Source organism: Jannaschia halovivens, assembly GCF_046452375.1.
In the GTDB taxonomy this organism is placed as follows: Bacteria; Pseudomonadota; Alphaproteobacteria; order Rhodobacterales; family Rhodobacteraceae; genus Jannaschia; species Jannaschia halovivens.
Window position 1 is genome coordinate 1,769,050 of the sequence record NZ_JBKFDJ010000001.1, and the last position, 14,412, is coordinate 1,783,461.

Here is a 14,412-nt window from a genome sequence, read left to right on the forward strand (position 1 = left end):
GGTCAGTCGAAGAAGGAGAGGAGGGCGGCGGCCACGGCCTCCGGGTCCTCTTCCATGGCGAAATGGCCGGTATCGACGGAGGTGTCGGTGACGGTCTCGGCCCAGCCGCGCCAGACCGCCGCCGGATCGCCCGTCGAGGCCGGAAAGCCATGCCGTCCCCAGACGAAATGCAGGGGCGCGGCGATCCGGCGGCCCGCCGCGCGGTCGGCCGCGTCGATGGCGCGGTCGGTGTGATACCCGGCGCGGTAATCGGCGCACATCGCGGTCCGCAGCACCGGGTCCTCGGCTTGCGCGCGGTAGCTGGCCAGCGCGTCGTCGGCAAAGGGCGCGAGCGTGCCGGTCCGGTTCCAGACCGACAGCGTCCAGTCGATATACCATGCCGGATCGGCCCCGATCAGCCGCTCGGGCAGCGGCGCCTTCTGGGCGAGGAAGTTCCAGTGATACGCCGCCTGCGCGAGGTCGGCGGACCACGCATCCCAGAAGGCGACCGTGGGGATGACTTCAAGGATGGCAAGCCGCGCGATGCGCTCGGGATGATCCAGCGCGAACCGGTAGGCGACCCGCGCGCCACGGTCGTGGCCCGCGATGTCGGCGCGTGCGATCCCCTCGGCATCCAGCACGGCGACCACGTCCACGGCCATCCGGCGCTTCGAATAGACCGTGTGACCGTCATCGTCGGGCGGCGCGTCGCTGTCGCCATAGCCGCGCAGGTCGATCAGCAGGCAGGTGAACCGCTCGGCCAGGCGTGGCAGCACCGGCAGCCAGCAGCGATGGTTCTGCGGATAGCCATGGAGCAGGACCAGCGGCGGGCCGGACCCGGCGCGGCGATATGCGATGCGGGTGCCGTCGGGGGCGGTGGCATATTGGGGCGTCATGGAATGTCCCAGGGCTTTGGCTGGACGTCGTACCCGATATAGAGCGGATGCTTCGGATGCCCCGCCTTCGAGAGGCCCAGCGTCAGGAGCGGCCGGTCGGTGCCGCGCAGCAGGTCGGCCACCCGCGCGCCCCGGTCGAGATGGGCGCCATGGGTGCCCCAGGCGCAGACGACCGCGTCCGCCCAGAGCGCCGCGTCGCGGATGGCCGCGTCGTTCGCCGCCCCGCCCACCGGGTCGAGGCAGGCGCGCATGTCGCGGGGGTCGGTCGCGCGATAGGCGAAGATATTGGTCACCCGGAACGCCCCGTAGCCCAGCGCGCGGGCGCGGCGCTCGCAGCGCTCGACCGTGGGGTCGTTCGAGAGCTCGGTCGCGGTCGACGGGTTCAGCATGACGAAATTGACCCGCCCCCGGTCGGAATCCCAGGTGCGGGTCAGGTCGTAGCGGTAGCGCTCGTCATCGGAATAGGTCGCGGTCGAGGGCGCGTCGCCCTTGGTGTGCGTGCGGGTGATCATGCCCGCAGGGATGCCAGCCGCCCCTGGCCGGGGGCAAGGGGCGGCGGCGGATCAGGCGCGGCGTTCGATCACCGCGGCGGCGACGAGCCCGTAGAGCACGTGCCCCCAGAGCGCAACCCAGGTGATGCCGGTGAAGCCGAGGAAGGCCGGATTGCCCGCGACCAGATGCGCCATGACGTAGAGCGCGAAGATCCAGAGTCCGACGCCGTAGGCCGTGGCGACGACGCTCCAGTGCAGGCGCGGCAGCAGGCGCGCGGCCAGTGGGCGGGCGATCAGCAGGTAGCCCAGCGGATAGGCGATCAGGCCCGTCAGGATGTGAAGGATGTCGGCCATTCCCTTGGGGACGCTGCCGAACACGGTGTTGAGCGTCTGCTGGGCGAGGCCGACGGGCGCGAGCCTGGCATATCCGGCGAGTGGGGAGAGGCCCTGGCCGAAGAGGTCGAAGGCGAGGGTCGCGAGCGCCCCTGCGACGAGGACGGTGGTTGCGGTGCGGGTGAGGTCGGGCGTGGCGGGGTTGAGCGTGGTCATGGCGTTGCGTCCTTGCGGGTCATGGGTTGGGTTGCCCGGACCCTAGACCGCCGGACCGGCCCCGCGGCAGCCCCGCTCACGGCAAGGTGGCGGCGCGCGACCGGGACCGCGGGAGTTCCGTGATCGGATGTAACAAAACGCCCCGGATCGGGGTGCGCATGTTTCAGCGCACGAAGACCTTGGTCGGATGGAGCAGGCCCGCGCGATAGGTGCCGATGGCGACCGCCGCGCCGTCCAGCGCAGCCCAGCAGGTGTCGCCGAACCGCGCGCCGGTCACGACCTCGGCCGGGTTGCCATGGCGCAGGCGGGCGGCGGCCTCGGCCCTGACCGGCAGCATTGGCAGACCGGCGAGGCCCAGTTCCAGCGGCTGGACATGGACGTCGAGGTCGGATGTGCGGGCCAGCGCCTCGATCCGGTCCCAGGCGAGGCCGTCCTCGGCGCGGAACGGACCCGACCACGTGCGGCGGAGCCACGCGACGTGTCCGAGGCAGCCCAGCGCGCGGCCCAGATCGCGGGCGATGGCGCGGACATAGCCGCCCTTTCCGCAGACCATCTCGAGTTCGGCGCCGGTGGCGTCGGCGGCGATCACCTCGAGCCGCTCGACATGGAGGGGCCGCGCGGCGAGGTCCATCGCGACGCCTTCGCGCGCGAGGTCATAGGCGCGTTCGCCATCCACCTTCACCGCCGAGACCTGCGGCGGGACCTGTTCGATATCACCCCGGAAGGCGGCCAGTGTCGCGTCGATGGCGGCGGCGTCGGGCACGGTGCCGTCGCCATGGCGGACGGAGTCGCCAGAGGCATCGTCGGTCGTGGTCTCGGCACCCCAGGTGACGCGAAACCGGTAGCATTTCACGGCGTCGGTCACGTAGGGCACGGTCTTCGTCGCCTCGCCCAGCGCCACAGCCAGAACGCCGGTGGCGTCTGGATCGAGCGTGCCCGCATGGCCGGCCTTCTTGGCGTCCAGCGCCCAGCGGACACGGCCGACCACGGCGGTCGATGTCACGCCGGCGGGCTTGTCGACCACGATCCAGCCGTGGATGTCGCGTCCGCGCTTGCGCCGGGGCATCTAGCGGACCGTCACCGACAGGATCGGCCCCATCTGGCGGCCCGGATCGGCCCGGTCCTGTCCCGGCACGTAGAGCCGCGAGACGCTGCCATCGAGATAGAGCGCGTCGCGCAGGCCCAGCGCGTCGCGAAAGAGCGTCGCCATCTCGTGGAAGGTGACCGGCTCGTCGGAGATGACGAAATGGACGGTCCCGCCATCGGGCGTCACACCGACGCCGTTGCGCAGGTTGCGATACTCGCTATCGGCGATGAAGCGGGGGTGGAGCGCGCCGTCGATGACCAGCATCGGCCCCGATTGGGTGGCGTGGTCGCAGGCGGGCGGGTCGGCGGCGAAACGGTGCGATTCGATGACGCGCGCCGTCGCGCCTGCGACGCAGAAGACGCCGTTCGGCAGCATCCCGAAATTGCCGGGACCGGCGGAGGTGACGATGCCGCGCCGCTCGGTCCCGTCCTCGATATAGAGGCCGACTGGCGCGCGGTCGGGATGGTACATGCCGCCGTTCATCGCGAAAGCGATCTCCGCCTCGGTCTCGCGGGCGAGCGCGGCGAAGCTGCCCAGCCGGGTGCCGTCGGCCGCGTCGAGGCGGAGTGCGACGGCAAAGGCGTCGAGCGGCGCCGTGCAGACCGTGAAGGCGCGGTCGCGATGGTCCACGGCGCGGCAGTCCTGCGCCGCGGCGCCGCCAGAAAGCGCCAGCAGGATCACGACCGCGAGGCGGATCATGCCTCGCCGTCCCCGCCCTCGGCGTCGATATCGCGGCGGACCGTGTCGTCGGAGAACATCCGGCGCGTGTCGTCCATCCGGTCGAAGGTCTCGTCGATGCGGAAGCGCAGGTCGGGCGCGAACTTGAGCGTCATCTCCTTCGAGATCGCGCGGCGCAGCTCGCCCCTGTTGCGCTTGAGGGCGGCGATGGCCTTCTCGCGGTCCTTGCCGCCGAGCGGCAGCACCCATGCGGTCGCGACCTTGAGATCGGGGGAGGTCGTGACCTCGCCCACGGTGATCGACATGGATTGCAGCTCGGGATCGTGGATGTCGCCGCGCGCGAGCACGTCGGACAGGGTGCGCCGGATCAGCTCGCCCACCCGCAGCTGGCGCTGGGACGGACCGCCGCCGGTGTCGAAACGGGAACGTGCCATGGGGCCTCCGGGGTCAGGGGCTTGCAGATAGGCGGGGCGGCGCGGCGGTGCAACAGGCGCGGTTTCGCGCAAGCGACCCCGTGCGCGCCGCGGCGCGGGACTGTAGAGACGCCCGGAGACCACGCGTTCGGGCGGAGGAGAGAGCACCATGACCCCAGGCATCGTCGTGATGGGCGGATCCGGCCGGATGGGCCGGATGTTGATCGAGGGCATCGACGCGCGGGACGATTGCCGCCTGGTCGGCGTGACCGAGGCGCCGGGCCACCCCTGGGCGGGCCGCGACCTGGGCGAAGCGCTGGGCGGCGCGGCGCGGGACGTGCCGGTGACCGACGATCCGATCGAGGTGGTGGCCCGCGCGCAGGCGGTGATCGACTTCACCACGCCCGCGGCAACCGTGGCGATGTCCGAGCTCTGCGCGCAGGCCCGCGCGGTCCACGTGGTGGGCACGACCGGGCTCGGGGTGGACGACATCGCGGCGCTGGACCGCGCGGCGCGGCACGCGACGGTGATCCGCGCGGGCAACATGTCGCTGGGCGTGAACCTTTTGACGCAGCTCGTCCGGCAGGTCGCGGCGGCGCTGGACGACGAGTACGACATCGAGATCGTCGAGGCGCATCACCGCCACAAGGTCGACGCGCCCTCGGGCACGGCGCTGATGCTGGGCGAGGCGGCGGCCGAGGGGCGCGGCGTGGCGCTGGACGCGGTGTCCGACCGGGGCCGCGACGGCATGACCGGCGGGCGCGGGCGCGGCACGATCGGATTCCACGCGATCCGGGGGGGCGACGTGGTGGGCGATCACGACGTGATCTTCGCCGCCGATGGCGAGCGGGTGGTGCTGCGGCATCTCGCGACCGACCGGTCGGTCTTCGCGCGGGGCGCGATCAAGGCCGCGCTCTGGGGACAGGGCAAGGGGCCGGGCGCGTTCGACATGCTGGACGTGCTGGGCCTGCGGTGAAGGGGATGCGAGGGGCCAGCCCCTCGCGCGCCCCGGTCGGGGGGCCGTCTGCCCCCCGACATCCCCCCGAAGGTATTTCGGGCCAGAGGAGGGGCGTTGATGTCGCAGGCCCGAGGACCATCTTCTTTTCTATGCGCATTCTGTTCGCCCTCCTTCTTCTCGCCCTGCCGGTGCCGGCCGCCGCCTTCGAGCGGGTCGCGGATCGCGGCGCGTTCCTCGCGCTGGTCGAAGGCAAGCGGCTGACGGGCGACGGGGTGTCGCTGCGGGTCGGGCGCGACGGGTCCATCGCGGGGCGGGGCTTCGGCTTTCGCGTCACGGGCGGCTGGAGCTGGCAGGACGGCTATTTCTGCCGGACGCTGCAATCGGCGATCCGGGACTTTCCGCTGAACTGCCAGGTCGTCGCAGTGCGCGGCGATGTCGTCCGGTTCGTGGCCGATCGCGGCGCGGGCGACGTGGCGGACCTGCGCATCCGCTGACCGCTCAGAAGTCGATGGCGATGCCCTTGCGCTCCCAATCGCCGTAGCGCACCGGCTCGGGGCCGTCGCGGCCGCCCAGCTCGATCGGGCGCGCCTCGGTGTCGCGCCGGCGCGCCTCGGCCTCCTCCAGCGCGCGGCGGGCGACCTCCGGCAACGCGGCGCGGCGGGCGGCTTCCTCGGCAGGGCTCAGCGCGGCGAACTCCGCGCCTCGGTCGCGATTGCCCGTCGGGCAGGCGGGCGCGTCGGCGGGCGCTTCGGGGAGATCGGTCGGATCGACGTTCATTCGCTGGGCCATCGCGGGGCCTCCTTGCCGGGGGTGCGGGATGGATATACGTCGCGGGACCGCCGCCGCCAAGGAGCGCCCCCGCATGACGGATCGACCCGACAGCCTCGCCGCACGCCGCGGGGCGCTGAAACTCATGGCCCATGTGCTGCGCGACGGGCGAATGCTGTCTGACGGGGCCAGCGGTCTAGACGGACCGGATGCGGCGCGGGCGCTGCGGCTGGCGGGCCTCGCGCTCCAGCATCTGGGGCAGGCAGACACGCTCCTGAAGGCGCGGATGGAGCGCCAGCCGGCAACACGCGTGCGCGATATCCTGCGGCTTGCGCTGGCCGAGCTGTTCGCCGACGACGCGGCCCCGCACGGGGTGGTGAACGACGCGGTCGCGCTGGCCCGGATGTCGCCGCGCACGGCCAAGCAGGCGGGGCTGGTGAACGCGGTGCTGCGCGGGCTGGCCGAGGATCGCGCGGCTTGGGACGCGCTGCCGCCGCCCGCCCTGCCGCCTTGGTTGCGCAAGCCGCTGGCGAAGGCCTGGGGTCGCAACCGGCTGGAAGCGATCGAGGCCGCGCATGTCGCGGGCGCGCCGCTAGACCTGACGCCGAAGGGCCTGGACGCGGTGCTCCCGGACGGGGCCGAGGCCCTTCCGACGGGGTCGTTCCGACTGGACGGGGGGCAGGTCTCGACGCTGCCGGGTTATGCCGAGGGCCATTGGTGGGTGCAGGACGCGGCGGCCGCGATGCCCGTGCGCCTGCTGGGCGACGTGGCGGGGCTGCGGGTGCTGGACCTCTGTGCCGCACCGGGCGGCAAGACGATGCAGCTTGCGGCGGCGGGGGCGGAGGTCACGGCGCTCGACATCTCGCCCAAGCGCCTGCGGCGGGTCCATGCCAACCTGGAACGGACGGGACTGACGGCCGAGATCGTCGAGGCGGATGCGCTGGAGTGGACGCCGGAGGCACCGTTCGACGCGGTGCTGCTGGATGCGCCCTGCACCGCGACCGGCACGGTTCGGCGGCATCCCGACCTGCCGCATCTGCGCGAGGCGCGCGACGTCGAGACGCTGACCCGGCTGCAATACCGACTGATCGACCGGGCGCTGGACCTCCTGCGGCCCGGCGGGCGGCTGGTCTATTGCACCTGTTCGCTCTTGCCGGTCGAGGGCGAGCACCAGGTGACGGCGGTGCTGAAGCGGCATGACGGGCTGTCCGCCGAGCCGCTGGACCCGGTGGCGTTCGGCCTGCCGGAGGTCGCGGCTTCGGACCACGGGCTGCGGCTTCTGCCCGATCTCTGGCCCGAGCGGGGCGGCATGGACGGGTTCTACATGGCGGTGTTGCGCCGCCCGGACTGAGCCCCGCGTGACAGCCGATGGCGGGCGGCGTATCGTCGCGCGCGAAGGCCCCGGAGACAGGGGCCACCGAGGTCGGGAACGAAGCCATGGGACGGGCAGGCACCCTCCGCGACAGATGGACGACGCGCTGGCGCGTGGCGCGATCGGCGCCGCCGAAGGGCACCCGGTCTCTCGTCTGGCAGCCCGAGCCGCGCGGCACCGGATCGGCGCAGCGCGGGCGGCACATCCTGAACGGAACATGGCACCTGGCCGGGCAACTCGTGCAGGCGCCGGGGGCGTCGCCCTGGACACTGGAGGCGCCGTCCGACCCGTTCGAGATGATGCTGCACGGGCAAAGCTGGCTCGACGACGTGATGGCCGTCGGCACGGGCAACGCGGTCGCCACCGCTCGGGGGTGGATCCTCGAATGGGCCCGCCGGAACGGGCGTGGCACGGGCCGGGGCTGGGCCGCGGCGCTGACCGGGCGGCGGGTGCTGCGCTGGATCAGCCACGCGCCGATCCTCCTGCAGGGGATGCCCGCACCCGATCAGAGGGCGTTCTTCGAGACTGCGTACCGACAGACGGTCTTCCTGTCGCGGAACTGGACGCAGGCGCCCGCGGGCCTTCCGCGGATGGAGGCGCTGACGGGGCTTCTCTATGCCGGGCTGACGCTGGAGGGCCTGGGCGATCTGGGGCAACGGGCCGCGGCCGACCTGACGCAAGCGATGGCCGAGGATGTCGGCGACGATGGCGGCATCGCCAGCCGTAACCCGGAGGCGCTTCTGGAGGTGGCGACGCTCCTGGGCTGGGCGATCGCGGCCCTGTCGGAAATCGGCGAGGTGCCCGAGGGTCTGCGGGCGGCGCAGGCACGGATCGTGCCGACGCTGCGCGCGCTTCGGCATGCGGATGGCGGGCTCGCGCGGTTTCACGGGGGCGGGCGGGGCCTGCCGGGGCGGCTGGACCGCGTCTTGGTCGATAGCGGCATCCGGGGGCGGATGGATAGCGGGCTCGCGATGGGTTTCGTGGCGCTGGCGCATGGGCGCAGCTCGGTCGTGGTCGATGCCGCCGCCCCGCCAACGGGGATCGCGTCGGGCTCTGCCCATGCCTCGACGCTCGCCTTCGAGCTGAGTTCGGGGGCCTGCCCGGTGGTGGTGAATTGCGGGCCCGGCGGCGCGTTCGGGCCGGACTGGCACCGCGCCGGCCGCGCCACGGCGAGCCACTCGACCCTCTCGCTCAGCGGCTGGTCGTCGAGCCGGATCGGGCCGCTTCTGGCCCGCGACGGACGCCGGATCGCGCCGCTCGTGCAGACGCCCGCGCGGGTGCAATGGCAAAAGAGCGGATCGCGCCGGGCGACGACCGTGGTGCTGAGCCATGACGGCTACGCGCCGTCCCACGGGCTGACCCATCTGCGGCGGCTGGTGCTGGCCTCGGACGGGCGGACGCTGTCGGGCGAGGATTCGCTGCGCGCCGTCAGCGCCGCCGACAAGGAGCGGTTCGAGGACGCGCAGACCGAGGCCAAGCTGCAGGGCGTGCCCTTCGAGATCCGGTTCCACCTGCACCCCGACGCCGAGGCCGAGGTGGATATGGGCGGGCGGGCCGTGTCGGTCGCCCTGCCCTCGGGCGAGGTCTGGGTGTTCCAGCCGGGCCGCGACCTCGTGCCGACGCTGGAGCCGTCGGTCCATCTGGACGCCACGCGGCTGAAGCCGCGAGCGGCGCAACAGGTGGTTCTCTCCGACCGCGTGGTGAAGTATGCGGCCACCATCGACTGGACCTGGACACGGGCACAGGAGGCGACGGACCTGCCGCCGTCGCCTGCCGAGAGCCGGGGCTGAGAGCTGGAAGGACGATTCTCCGATGACCGACGCCGTGCCCGTGAAACGCGCCCTGATCTCCGTATCCGACAAGGCGGGGTTGACCGATCTCGGCACGGCGCTGGCCGCGCGCGGGGTCGAGCTGGTCTCGACCGGCGGGTCGGCGCAGGCCTTGCGCGCCGCGGGGCTGACGGTGCGCGACGTATCCGAGCTGACGGGCTTTCCCGAGATGATGGACGGGCGCGTCAAGACGCTGCACCCGGCGGTGCATGGCGGCCTTCTGGCGCTGCGGGACGTGCCGTCGCATGCCGATGCGATGGAGGCGCATGGCATCGCGGCGATCGACCTGCTGGTGGTGAACCTCTACCCGTTCGAGGCGACGGTGGCGCGCGGTGCGGATGCACCCGACGTGATCGAGAACATCGATATCGGCGGCCCGGCGATGATCCGCGCGGCGGCCAAGAACCACGGCTTCACGACCGTGATCGTCGACCCCGAGGATTACGCGCCGCTTCTGGAGGAGCTGGACGCCAACGACGGCGCCACCACCCTGCCCTTCCGGCAGAGGCAGGCGGCGATCGCCTATGGCCGGACGGCGGCCTATGACGCGGCGGTCGCGACATGGATGGCGCGCTTCGAGGAGGTGCCGCGGCGCGTCGCGGCGGCGGGTGTGCTGGCCCAGCCCCTGCGCTACGGCGAGAACCCGCATCAGGGCGCGGCCTTCTACACCGATGGCAGCGCGCGGCCCGGCGTGGCGACCGCGGCGCAGCACCAGGGCAAGGCGCTGAGCTACAACAACATCAATGACACGGATGCCGCGGTCGAGCTGGTGGCCGAGTTCGACGGACCGGCGGTCGCGATCATCAAGCACGCCAACCCGTGCGGCGTGGCGACCGGTGCCACGCTCGCCGAGGCCTATGGGCGCGCCTTCGACTGCGACCGGACGAGCGCGTTCGGCGGCATCGTCGCGCTGAACGGTCCATTGGACGAGGCGACGGCGCGGGCCATCGTGGAGATCTTCACCGAGGTGGTAATCGCACCCGAAGCCGACGACGCGGCCCGCGCGGTCTTCGCGGCCAAGCCGAACCTGCGGCTTTTGACAACGGGCACGCTGCCCGATCCGCGCGCGGCACGGCGGGCCCTGCGGCAGGTGGCGGGCGGCTGGCTGGCACAGGACCACGATACGGGGCACGTCTCGGCGGCGGAACTGAAGGTGGTCACGAAGCTGGCCCCGACCGAGGCCCAGATGCGCGACCTGATGTTCGCATGGCGCGTGGCCAAGCACGTCAAATCGAACGCCATCGTCTATGCGAAGGACGGCGCGACGGTGGGTATCGGCGCGGGCCAGATGAGCCGGCTGGACAGCTCGCGCATCGCCGCCCGGAAGGCGGTGGACGTGGGCGAGGTTCTGGGCCTGGACGGATCGGCGGCGGTCGGCTCGGTCGTCGCGTCGGACGCGTTCTTTCCCTTCGCCGACGGTCTTCTGGCGGCGGCCGAGGCGGGGGCGACGGCGGTCATCCAGCCCGGCGGGTCGATGCGCGACGACGCGGTGATCGCCGCCGCCGATGAGGCCGGTCTGGCGATGGTGCTGACCGGCATGCGGCATTTCCGTCACTGATGCGCGCGCTCTGGATCTCCGCCGCGCTGGCATTCGCGGTCGACCAGCTCTCGAAGCTGATCGTCGTCTTCGGCATGGACCTGCGCCAGATCGGTATCATCGAGGTGCTGCCCCCGTTCCTGACCTTCCGCATGGGCTGGAACGAGGGGATCAATTTCGGCCTTCTGAGTGGCGCAGGCGCACGCTGGCTCCTTGTCGCCATCGCGGTCGCGGTGTCGCTTCTGCTGATCCGCTGGGCGCGGGGCTTCGTGCGACCGATGGCCTTCGTCTCGGCAGGCCTCGTGATCGGCGGAGCGCTGGCGAACGCGTTGGACCGTGTCATTTACGGCGCGGTCGCGGATTTCCTGAACATGTCCTGCTGTGGCCTCAACAACCCCTATGCCTTCAATCTGGCCGACGTGTTCATCTTCGCGGGCGCCTTCGGGCTGATCGTCTGGGGCGACGACCAGACCAAAGGCGCCAAAGCCCCGTGACCCTGCCCGAAGGTTGCGTTAGGAGGGGTTCGAACGGGAAGACGCGGGGGATCGCGGAATGATCGGACGGATGGGAATGGCGGTGCTTCTGGTGCTGACCGTCGCGGCCTGCGAGCGCGACAACCCGACGCTGTTCAACCTGCGCAAGGCCGACCGGACGCCGGATGAATTCTCGATCCTGCCGTCGCGCCCGCTGGAACAGCCCGAGAATTTCGCCGCCCTTCCGCCGCCCACCCCCGGTGGATCGAACCGCACCGACCGCGCCCCCGAGGCCGAGGCCATCGCGGCCCTGGGTGGCAACGCGGCGGCGGGCGCGGGCGCCGACGGCGCGCTGGTCGCGGCGGTGTCGCGCTACGGGCTGCAACAGGGCATTCGCGGCCAGCTTGCCGCCGAGGACCTTGAATACCGCCGCAAGAACGATGGCCGCCTGCTCGAGCGGGTGTTCAACGTGAACGTCTATTACAAGGCGTATCGCCCCCTCTCGCTCGACCAATATGCCGAGCTGGCGCGCCTGCGCCGGGCGGGCGTGCGCACCGTCGCCGCACCGCCCGACCCCGCGACGGTCGACTGAACCCATCCTGACAATCGCGTGAATCCCGCCGGTCCCCCGGTTTGATTCCGCGCGCCGGGGCCTCATCTGTCACCCCAGACACGTATCCCGGAGGTTCCCGCTTGAGACTGCCCCTTCTCGCCGCCGCGGCATTCGCCGCCGCGCCCGCGCTGGCCCAGCCCAGCCTCGACGACACGGTCACGACCTTCACCCTGCCCAACGGTCTCGATGCCGTCGTGATCGAGGATCACCGCGCGCCCGTCGTGGTCCACATGGTCTGGTACGATGTCGGCGCCGCCGACGAGCCACCGGGCAAGTCCGGCATCGCGCATTTCCTCGAGCACCTGATGTTCAAGGGGACCGACGAACTCGAGCCGGGCGAATTCAGCCGCACGGTCGCGGCCCAGGGCGGGACCGATAACGCATTCACGGGCAAGGATTATACCGGCTACTTCCAGCGCGTCGCCGCCGACCGGTTGGGCCTGATGATGCGGATGGAGGCCGACCGGATGCGCGACCTCGTGCTCGACGACGAGGATATGCTGACCGAGCTGGACGTCGTGCTGGAGGAGCGGGCGCAGCGCACCGACAGCAATCCCGGCGCGATCTTCGGCGAGATGCGCAACGCCGTGCAATATCTCAACCACCCCTACCGCGTGCCGATCATCGGCTGGCCGCAGGAGGTGTCGGCGCTCGACCTGCAGGATGCGCTGGACTTCTATGGCGAGTTCTACGCGCCGAACAACGCCACGCTGATCGTCGCGGGCGATGTCGATCCCGACGAGGTCCGTGCGCTGGCCGAGGAGCATTACGGCGCACTCGAGCCGACGCCCGGCCTCGGCGAGCGGGTCCGCCCGGCCGAGCCGCCGCAGCTCTCGCCGCGACGCCTGAGCTACGCGGACACGCGGGTGTCCAATCCTTACGTCATCCGCACCTATCTCGCGCCGGAACGCGACGCGGGCGATCAGGACGACGCCGCCGCGCTGACGATCCTCGCGCAACTTCTGGGCGGGTCGTCGGCGACCTCGATCATGGGCCGAACGCTGGAGCAGGAGGAGGGCGTGGCGCTATATACGTCGGCCTTCTACTCGGGCACCTCCTATGACGACACGACCTTCGGCCTCGTGGTGATCCCCACGCCCGACCGCACGCTGGAGCAGGCCGAGGCGGACATGGACCGCATGATCGCTACGCTGCTCGAAGACGGGGTGGACCCGGTCCAGCTCGACCGGATCAAGGCGTCCGCCCGCGCCTCGGAGATCTACAGCCGCGACAGCCTGCAGGGACGGGCGCGCGAATATGGCGTCGCATTGACCTCGGGCCTGACGGTCGAGGATGTCGCCGCATGGCCCGACGCGCTGGCCGCGGTGACCGAGGAAGACGTGCTGCGCGTCGCGCGCGAGGTGCTGGTGCCCGAGACCAGCGTGACGGGCTGGCTGATCCGACCCGAGACCGAGCAGGAGGTGACCCAATGATCCCGATCCGCGCCTGGGCCATCGCCGCGATGGCCGCCCTCCCCCTGCCCGCTTTCGCCGCAGTCGAGATTCAGGAGGTCACGTCGCCCGGCGGCATTGAGGCCTGGCTGGTCGAGGAGCATTCGATCCCCTTCATCGCGCTCGAGCTGCAATTCGAGGGCGGGGCCGCGCTGGACCGGCCTGGAAAACGCGGCGCGGTCAACCTGATGACCGGGCTTCTGGAGGAAGGGGCGGCGGATCGCGACGCCCGCGCCTTCGCCGAGGCGACCGAGGATCTGGCCGCGCGGTTCGGCTTCGATGCCGGGCAGGACAGTGTCTCGATCTCGGCCGAGTTCCTGACTGAGACGACGCCCGAGGCCATCGCGCTTCTGCGCGACGCGCTGGTCTCGCCGCGCTTCGACGACGCCGCGGTCGAGCGGGTCCGCGACCAGGTGCTGGCCGTGCTGGCGCAGGACGCGACCGACCCGGATGCGATCGCGTCGAGCACCTTCCAGGCGCTGTCCTTTCCCGACCACCCCTACGGTTCGGTCATCGACGGGACGGTCGAGACGGTCTCGGCGCTGACCGCCGACGACCTGCGTGACGCCCATGCGGATGCGCTGACCCGCGACCGGGTGCGCGTCGGCGTGACCGGCGACATCACCGCCGCCGAGCTGGGGCCCCTTCTGGACAAGCTGCTGGGCGATTTGCCGGCGACGGGCGGCGATGTCGTGCCCGAGGCCGACAAGTTGCTAGAGGGCGGCATCACGGTCGTCGATTTCCCGAGCCCGCAATCGGTCGTCTTCTTCGGTCATGAGGGCATCGCCTTCGACGATCCGGACTACTTCCCCGCCTATATCCTCAACCACATCCTCGGCGGCGCGGGGTTCGAGTCGCGGCTGATGGCGGAGGTCCGCGAAAAGCGGGGCCTGACCTACGGAATCGGAACCTTCCTCGCGCCCCGCGACCACGCCGCGCAGTGGATGGGCCAATTCTCGTCGTCGAACGACAAGACCGCCGAGGCCGTGCGCCTCGTGCGCGAGGAATGGGCGCGGCTTGCCTCCGACGGCGTCAGCGCGGCCGAGCTGGAGCAGGCGAAAACCTACCTGACCGGTGCTTACCCGCTGCGGTTCGACGGCAATTCGCGGATCGCGGGCATCCTCGTGGGAATGCAATCGCTGAGCCTCGGGGTGGATTACATCCCCGGTCGCAACGACCGCATCATGGCCGTCACCGCCGAGGATGTCGCGCGCGTCGCGGCCCGGCTGCTGCGGCCCGACGACCTGCATTTCGTGGTCGTGGGTCAACCCGACGACCTGAGCACCGAAGGCTTTTAGCCCCTGTCAGAATCGGCGGC

The 14,412-nt window shown here is 71.4% G+C and carries 16 protein-coding genes; 9 read left to right on the forward strand and 7 right to left on the reverse strand.

Going from position 1 to position 14,412, the window contains the following annotated elements; translation table 11 throughout:
• Positions 1-2: 2 nt before the first annotated feature.
• The 6 genes from ACK8OR_RS08940 to rbfA form a co-directional block, all read right to left on the reverse strand.
• Positions 3-875, reverse strand: a complete 873-nt coding sequence (locus ACK8OR_RS08940; RefSeq protein ID WP_410189058.1) for an alpha/beta fold hydrolase — start codon at positions 873-875, stop codon at positions 3-5.
• Positions 872-1,387, reverse strand: coding sequence for a DUF1643 domain-containing protein (locus tag ACK8OR_RS08945; RefSeq protein ID WP_410189059.1), 516 nt, complete (start codon positions 1,385-1,387; stop codon positions 872-874). The genes ACK8OR_RS08940 and ACK8OR_RS08945 overlap by 4 nt, the downstream gene beginning before the upstream one ends.
• Before the next feature lie 51 nt (positions 1,388-1,438).
• Positions 1,439-1,915, reverse strand: coding sequence for a hypothetical protein (locus tag ACK8OR_RS08950; protein ID WP_410189060.1), 477 nt, complete (start codon positions 1,913-1,915; stop codon positions 1,439-1,441).
• A 163-nt stretch (positions 1,916-2,078) separates the two neighbouring features.
• Positions 2,079-2,981 (reverse strand): tRNA pseudouridine(55) synthase TruB, encoded by a 903-nt coding sequence (truB, locus tag ACK8OR_RS08955; RefSeq protein WP_410189061.1) that lies wholly within the window; start codon positions 2,979-2,981, stop codon positions 2,079-2,081.
• The gene (locus ACK8OR_RS08960; protein ID WP_410189062.1) at positions 2,982-3,701 is read right to left on the reverse strand and encodes a phosphodiester glycosidase family protein; all 720 of its coding nucleotides are present in this window, start codon (positions 3,699-3,701) and stop codon (positions 2,982-2,984) included.
• Positions 3,698-4,114: a 30S ribosome-binding factor RbfA gene (rbfA, locus tag ACK8OR_RS08965; protein ID WP_410189063.1), complete on the reverse strand. Its 417-nt coding sequence runs from the start codon at positions 4,112-4,114 to the stop codon at positions 3,698-3,700. The genes ACK8OR_RS08960 and rbfA overlap by 4 nt, the downstream gene beginning before the upstream one ends.
• A gap of 148 nt (positions 4,115-4,262) precedes the next feature.
• On the opposite strand from rbfA, the gene dapB reads away from it, so the two are divergent.
• Both dapB and ACK8OR_RS08975 read left to right on the forward strand, forming a co-directional pair.
• A complete protein-coding gene (dapB, locus tag ACK8OR_RS08970; protein WP_410189064.1) occupies positions 4,263-5,069 on the forward strand; it encodes a 4-hydroxy-tetrahydrodipicolinate reductase in 807 nt (268 codons plus the stop codon).
• Positions 5,070-5,200: 131 nt separating this feature from the next.
• Entirely contained in the window at positions 5,201-5,545 is a 345-nt protein-coding gene (locus ACK8OR_RS08975) for a dihydrodipicolinate reductase (protein WP_410189065.1), read from the forward strand.
• A 4-nt stretch (positions 5,546-5,549) separates the two neighbouring features.
• Here ACK8OR_RS08975 and ACK8OR_RS08980 read toward each other — a convergent pair whose 3' ends face one another.
• Entirely contained in the window at positions 5,550-5,840 is a 291-nt protein-coding gene (locus ACK8OR_RS08980; protein ID WP_410189066.1) for a DUF1674 domain-containing protein, read from the reverse strand.
• A 73-nt stretch (positions 5,841-5,913) separates the two neighbouring features.
• Between ACK8OR_RS08980 and ACK8OR_RS08985 the strand changes: the two genes are divergently transcribed.
• From ACK8OR_RS08985 to ACK8OR_RS09015, 7 genes are all read left to right on the forward strand, one after another.
• The gene (locus ACK8OR_RS08985; protein WP_410189067.1) at positions 5,914-7,170 is read left to right on the forward strand and encodes an RsmB/NOP family class I SAM-dependent RNA methyltransferase; all 1,257 of its coding nucleotides are present in this window, start codon (positions 5,914-5,916) and stop codon (positions 7,168-7,170) included.
• A 134-nt stretch (positions 7,171-7,304) separates the two neighbouring features.
• Complete coding sequence (locus ACK8OR_RS08990; RefSeq protein WP_410189068.1) at positions 7,305-8,981, forward strand: heparinase II/III family protein; 1,677 nt, start codon at positions 7,305-7,307, stop codon at positions 8,979-8,981.
• Between the two features lie 22 nt (positions 8,982-9,003).
• A complete protein-coding gene (purH, locus tag ACK8OR_RS08995) occupies positions 9,004-10,578 on the forward strand; it encodes a bifunctional phosphoribosylaminoimidazolecarboxamide formyltransferase/IMP cyclohydrolase (protein ID WP_410189069.1) in 1,575 nt (524 codons plus the stop codon).
• Entirely contained in the window at positions 10,578-11,051 is a 474-nt protein-coding gene (gene lspA / locus ACK8OR_RS09000) for a signal peptidase II (RefSeq protein ID WP_410189070.1), read from the forward strand. The genes purH and lspA overlap by 1 nt, the downstream gene beginning before the upstream one ends.
• A gap of 58 nt (positions 11,052-11,109) precedes the next feature.
• Positions 11,110-11,622: a DUF3035 domain-containing protein gene (locus tag ACK8OR_RS09005; protein WP_410189071.1), complete on the forward strand. Its 513-nt coding sequence runs from the start codon at positions 11,110-11,112 to the stop codon at positions 11,620-11,622.
• A gap of 107 nt (positions 11,623-11,729) precedes the next feature.
• Complete coding sequence (locus ACK8OR_RS09010; RefSeq protein WP_410189886.1) at positions 11,730-13,076, forward strand: M16 family metallopeptidase; 1,347 nt, start codon at positions 11,730-11,732, stop codon at positions 13,074-13,076.
• On the forward strand, positions 13,073-14,392 hold the full coding sequence (locus ACK8OR_RS09015; protein ID WP_410189072.1) for a M16 family metallopeptidase: 1,320 nt from the start codon (positions 13,073-13,075) through the stop codon (positions 14,390-14,392). The genes ACK8OR_RS09010 and ACK8OR_RS09015 overlap by 4 nt, the downstream gene beginning before the upstream one ends.
• The last annotated feature ends 20 nt before the right edge of the window (positions 14,393-14,412 follow it).

What these genes read in the sequence shown, in the direction of transcription:
- ACK8OR_RS08975 (WP_410189065.1), top strand. Translation starts at nt 5,201, where the DNA reads ATGCGCATTCTGTTCGCCCTCCTTCTTCTCGCCCTGCCGGTGCCGGCC.
- purH (WP_410189069.1), top strand. Translation starts at nt 9,004, where the DNA reads ATGACCGACGCCGTGCCCGTGAAACGCGCCCTGATCTCCGTATCCGAC.
- lspA (WP_410189070.1), top strand. Translation starts at nt 10,578, where the DNA reads ATGCGCGCGCTCTGGATCTCCGCCGCGCTGGCATTCGCGGTCGACCAG.
- rbfA (WP_410189063.1), bottom strand. Translation starts at nt 4,114, where the DNA reads ATGGCACGTTCCCGTTTCGACACCGGCGGCGGTCCGTCCCAGCGCCAG.
- ACK8OR_RS08945 (WP_410189059.1), bottom strand. Translation starts at nt 1,387, where the DNA reads ATGATCACCCGCACGCACACCAAGGGCGACGCGCCCTCGACCGCGACC.
- ACK8OR_RS08940 (WP_410189058.1), bottom strand. Translation starts at nt 875, where the DNA reads ATGACGCCCCAATATGCCACCGCCCCCGACGGCACCCGCATCGCATAT.
- ACK8OR_RS08960 (WP_410189062.1), bottom strand. Translation starts at nt 3,701, where the DNA reads ATGATCCGCCTCGCGGTCGTGATCCTGCTGGCGCTTTCTGGCGGCGCC.
- ACK8OR_RS08980 (WP_410189066.1), bottom strand. Translation starts at nt 5,840, where the DNA reads ATGGCCCAGCGAATGAACGTCGATCCGACCGATCTCCCCGAAGCGCCC.
- dapB (WP_410189064.1), top strand. Translation starts at nt 4,263, where the DNA reads ATGACCCCAGGCATCGTCGTGATGGGCGGATCCGGCCGGATGGGCCGG.
- ACK8OR_RS09015 (WP_410189072.1), top strand. Translation starts at nt 13,073, where the DNA reads ATGATCCCGATCCGCGCCTGGGCCATCGCCGCGATGGCCGCCCTCCCC.
- truB (WP_410189061.1), bottom strand. Translation starts at nt 2,981, where the DNA reads ATGCCCCGGCGCAAGCGCGGACGCGACATCCACGGCTGGATCGTGGTC.
- ACK8OR_RS09005 (WP_410189071.1), top strand. Translation starts at nt 11,110, where the DNA reads ATGATCGGACGGATGGGAATGGCGGTGCTTCTGGTGCTGACCGTCGCG.
- ACK8OR_RS08985 (WP_410189067.1), top strand. Translation starts at nt 5,914, where the DNA reads ATGACGGATCGACCCGACAGCCTCGCCGCACGCCGCGGGGCGCTGAAA.
- ACK8OR_RS08950 (WP_410189060.1), bottom strand. Translation starts at nt 1,915, where the DNA reads ATGACCACGCTCAACCCCGCCACGCCCGACCTCACCCGCACCGCAACC.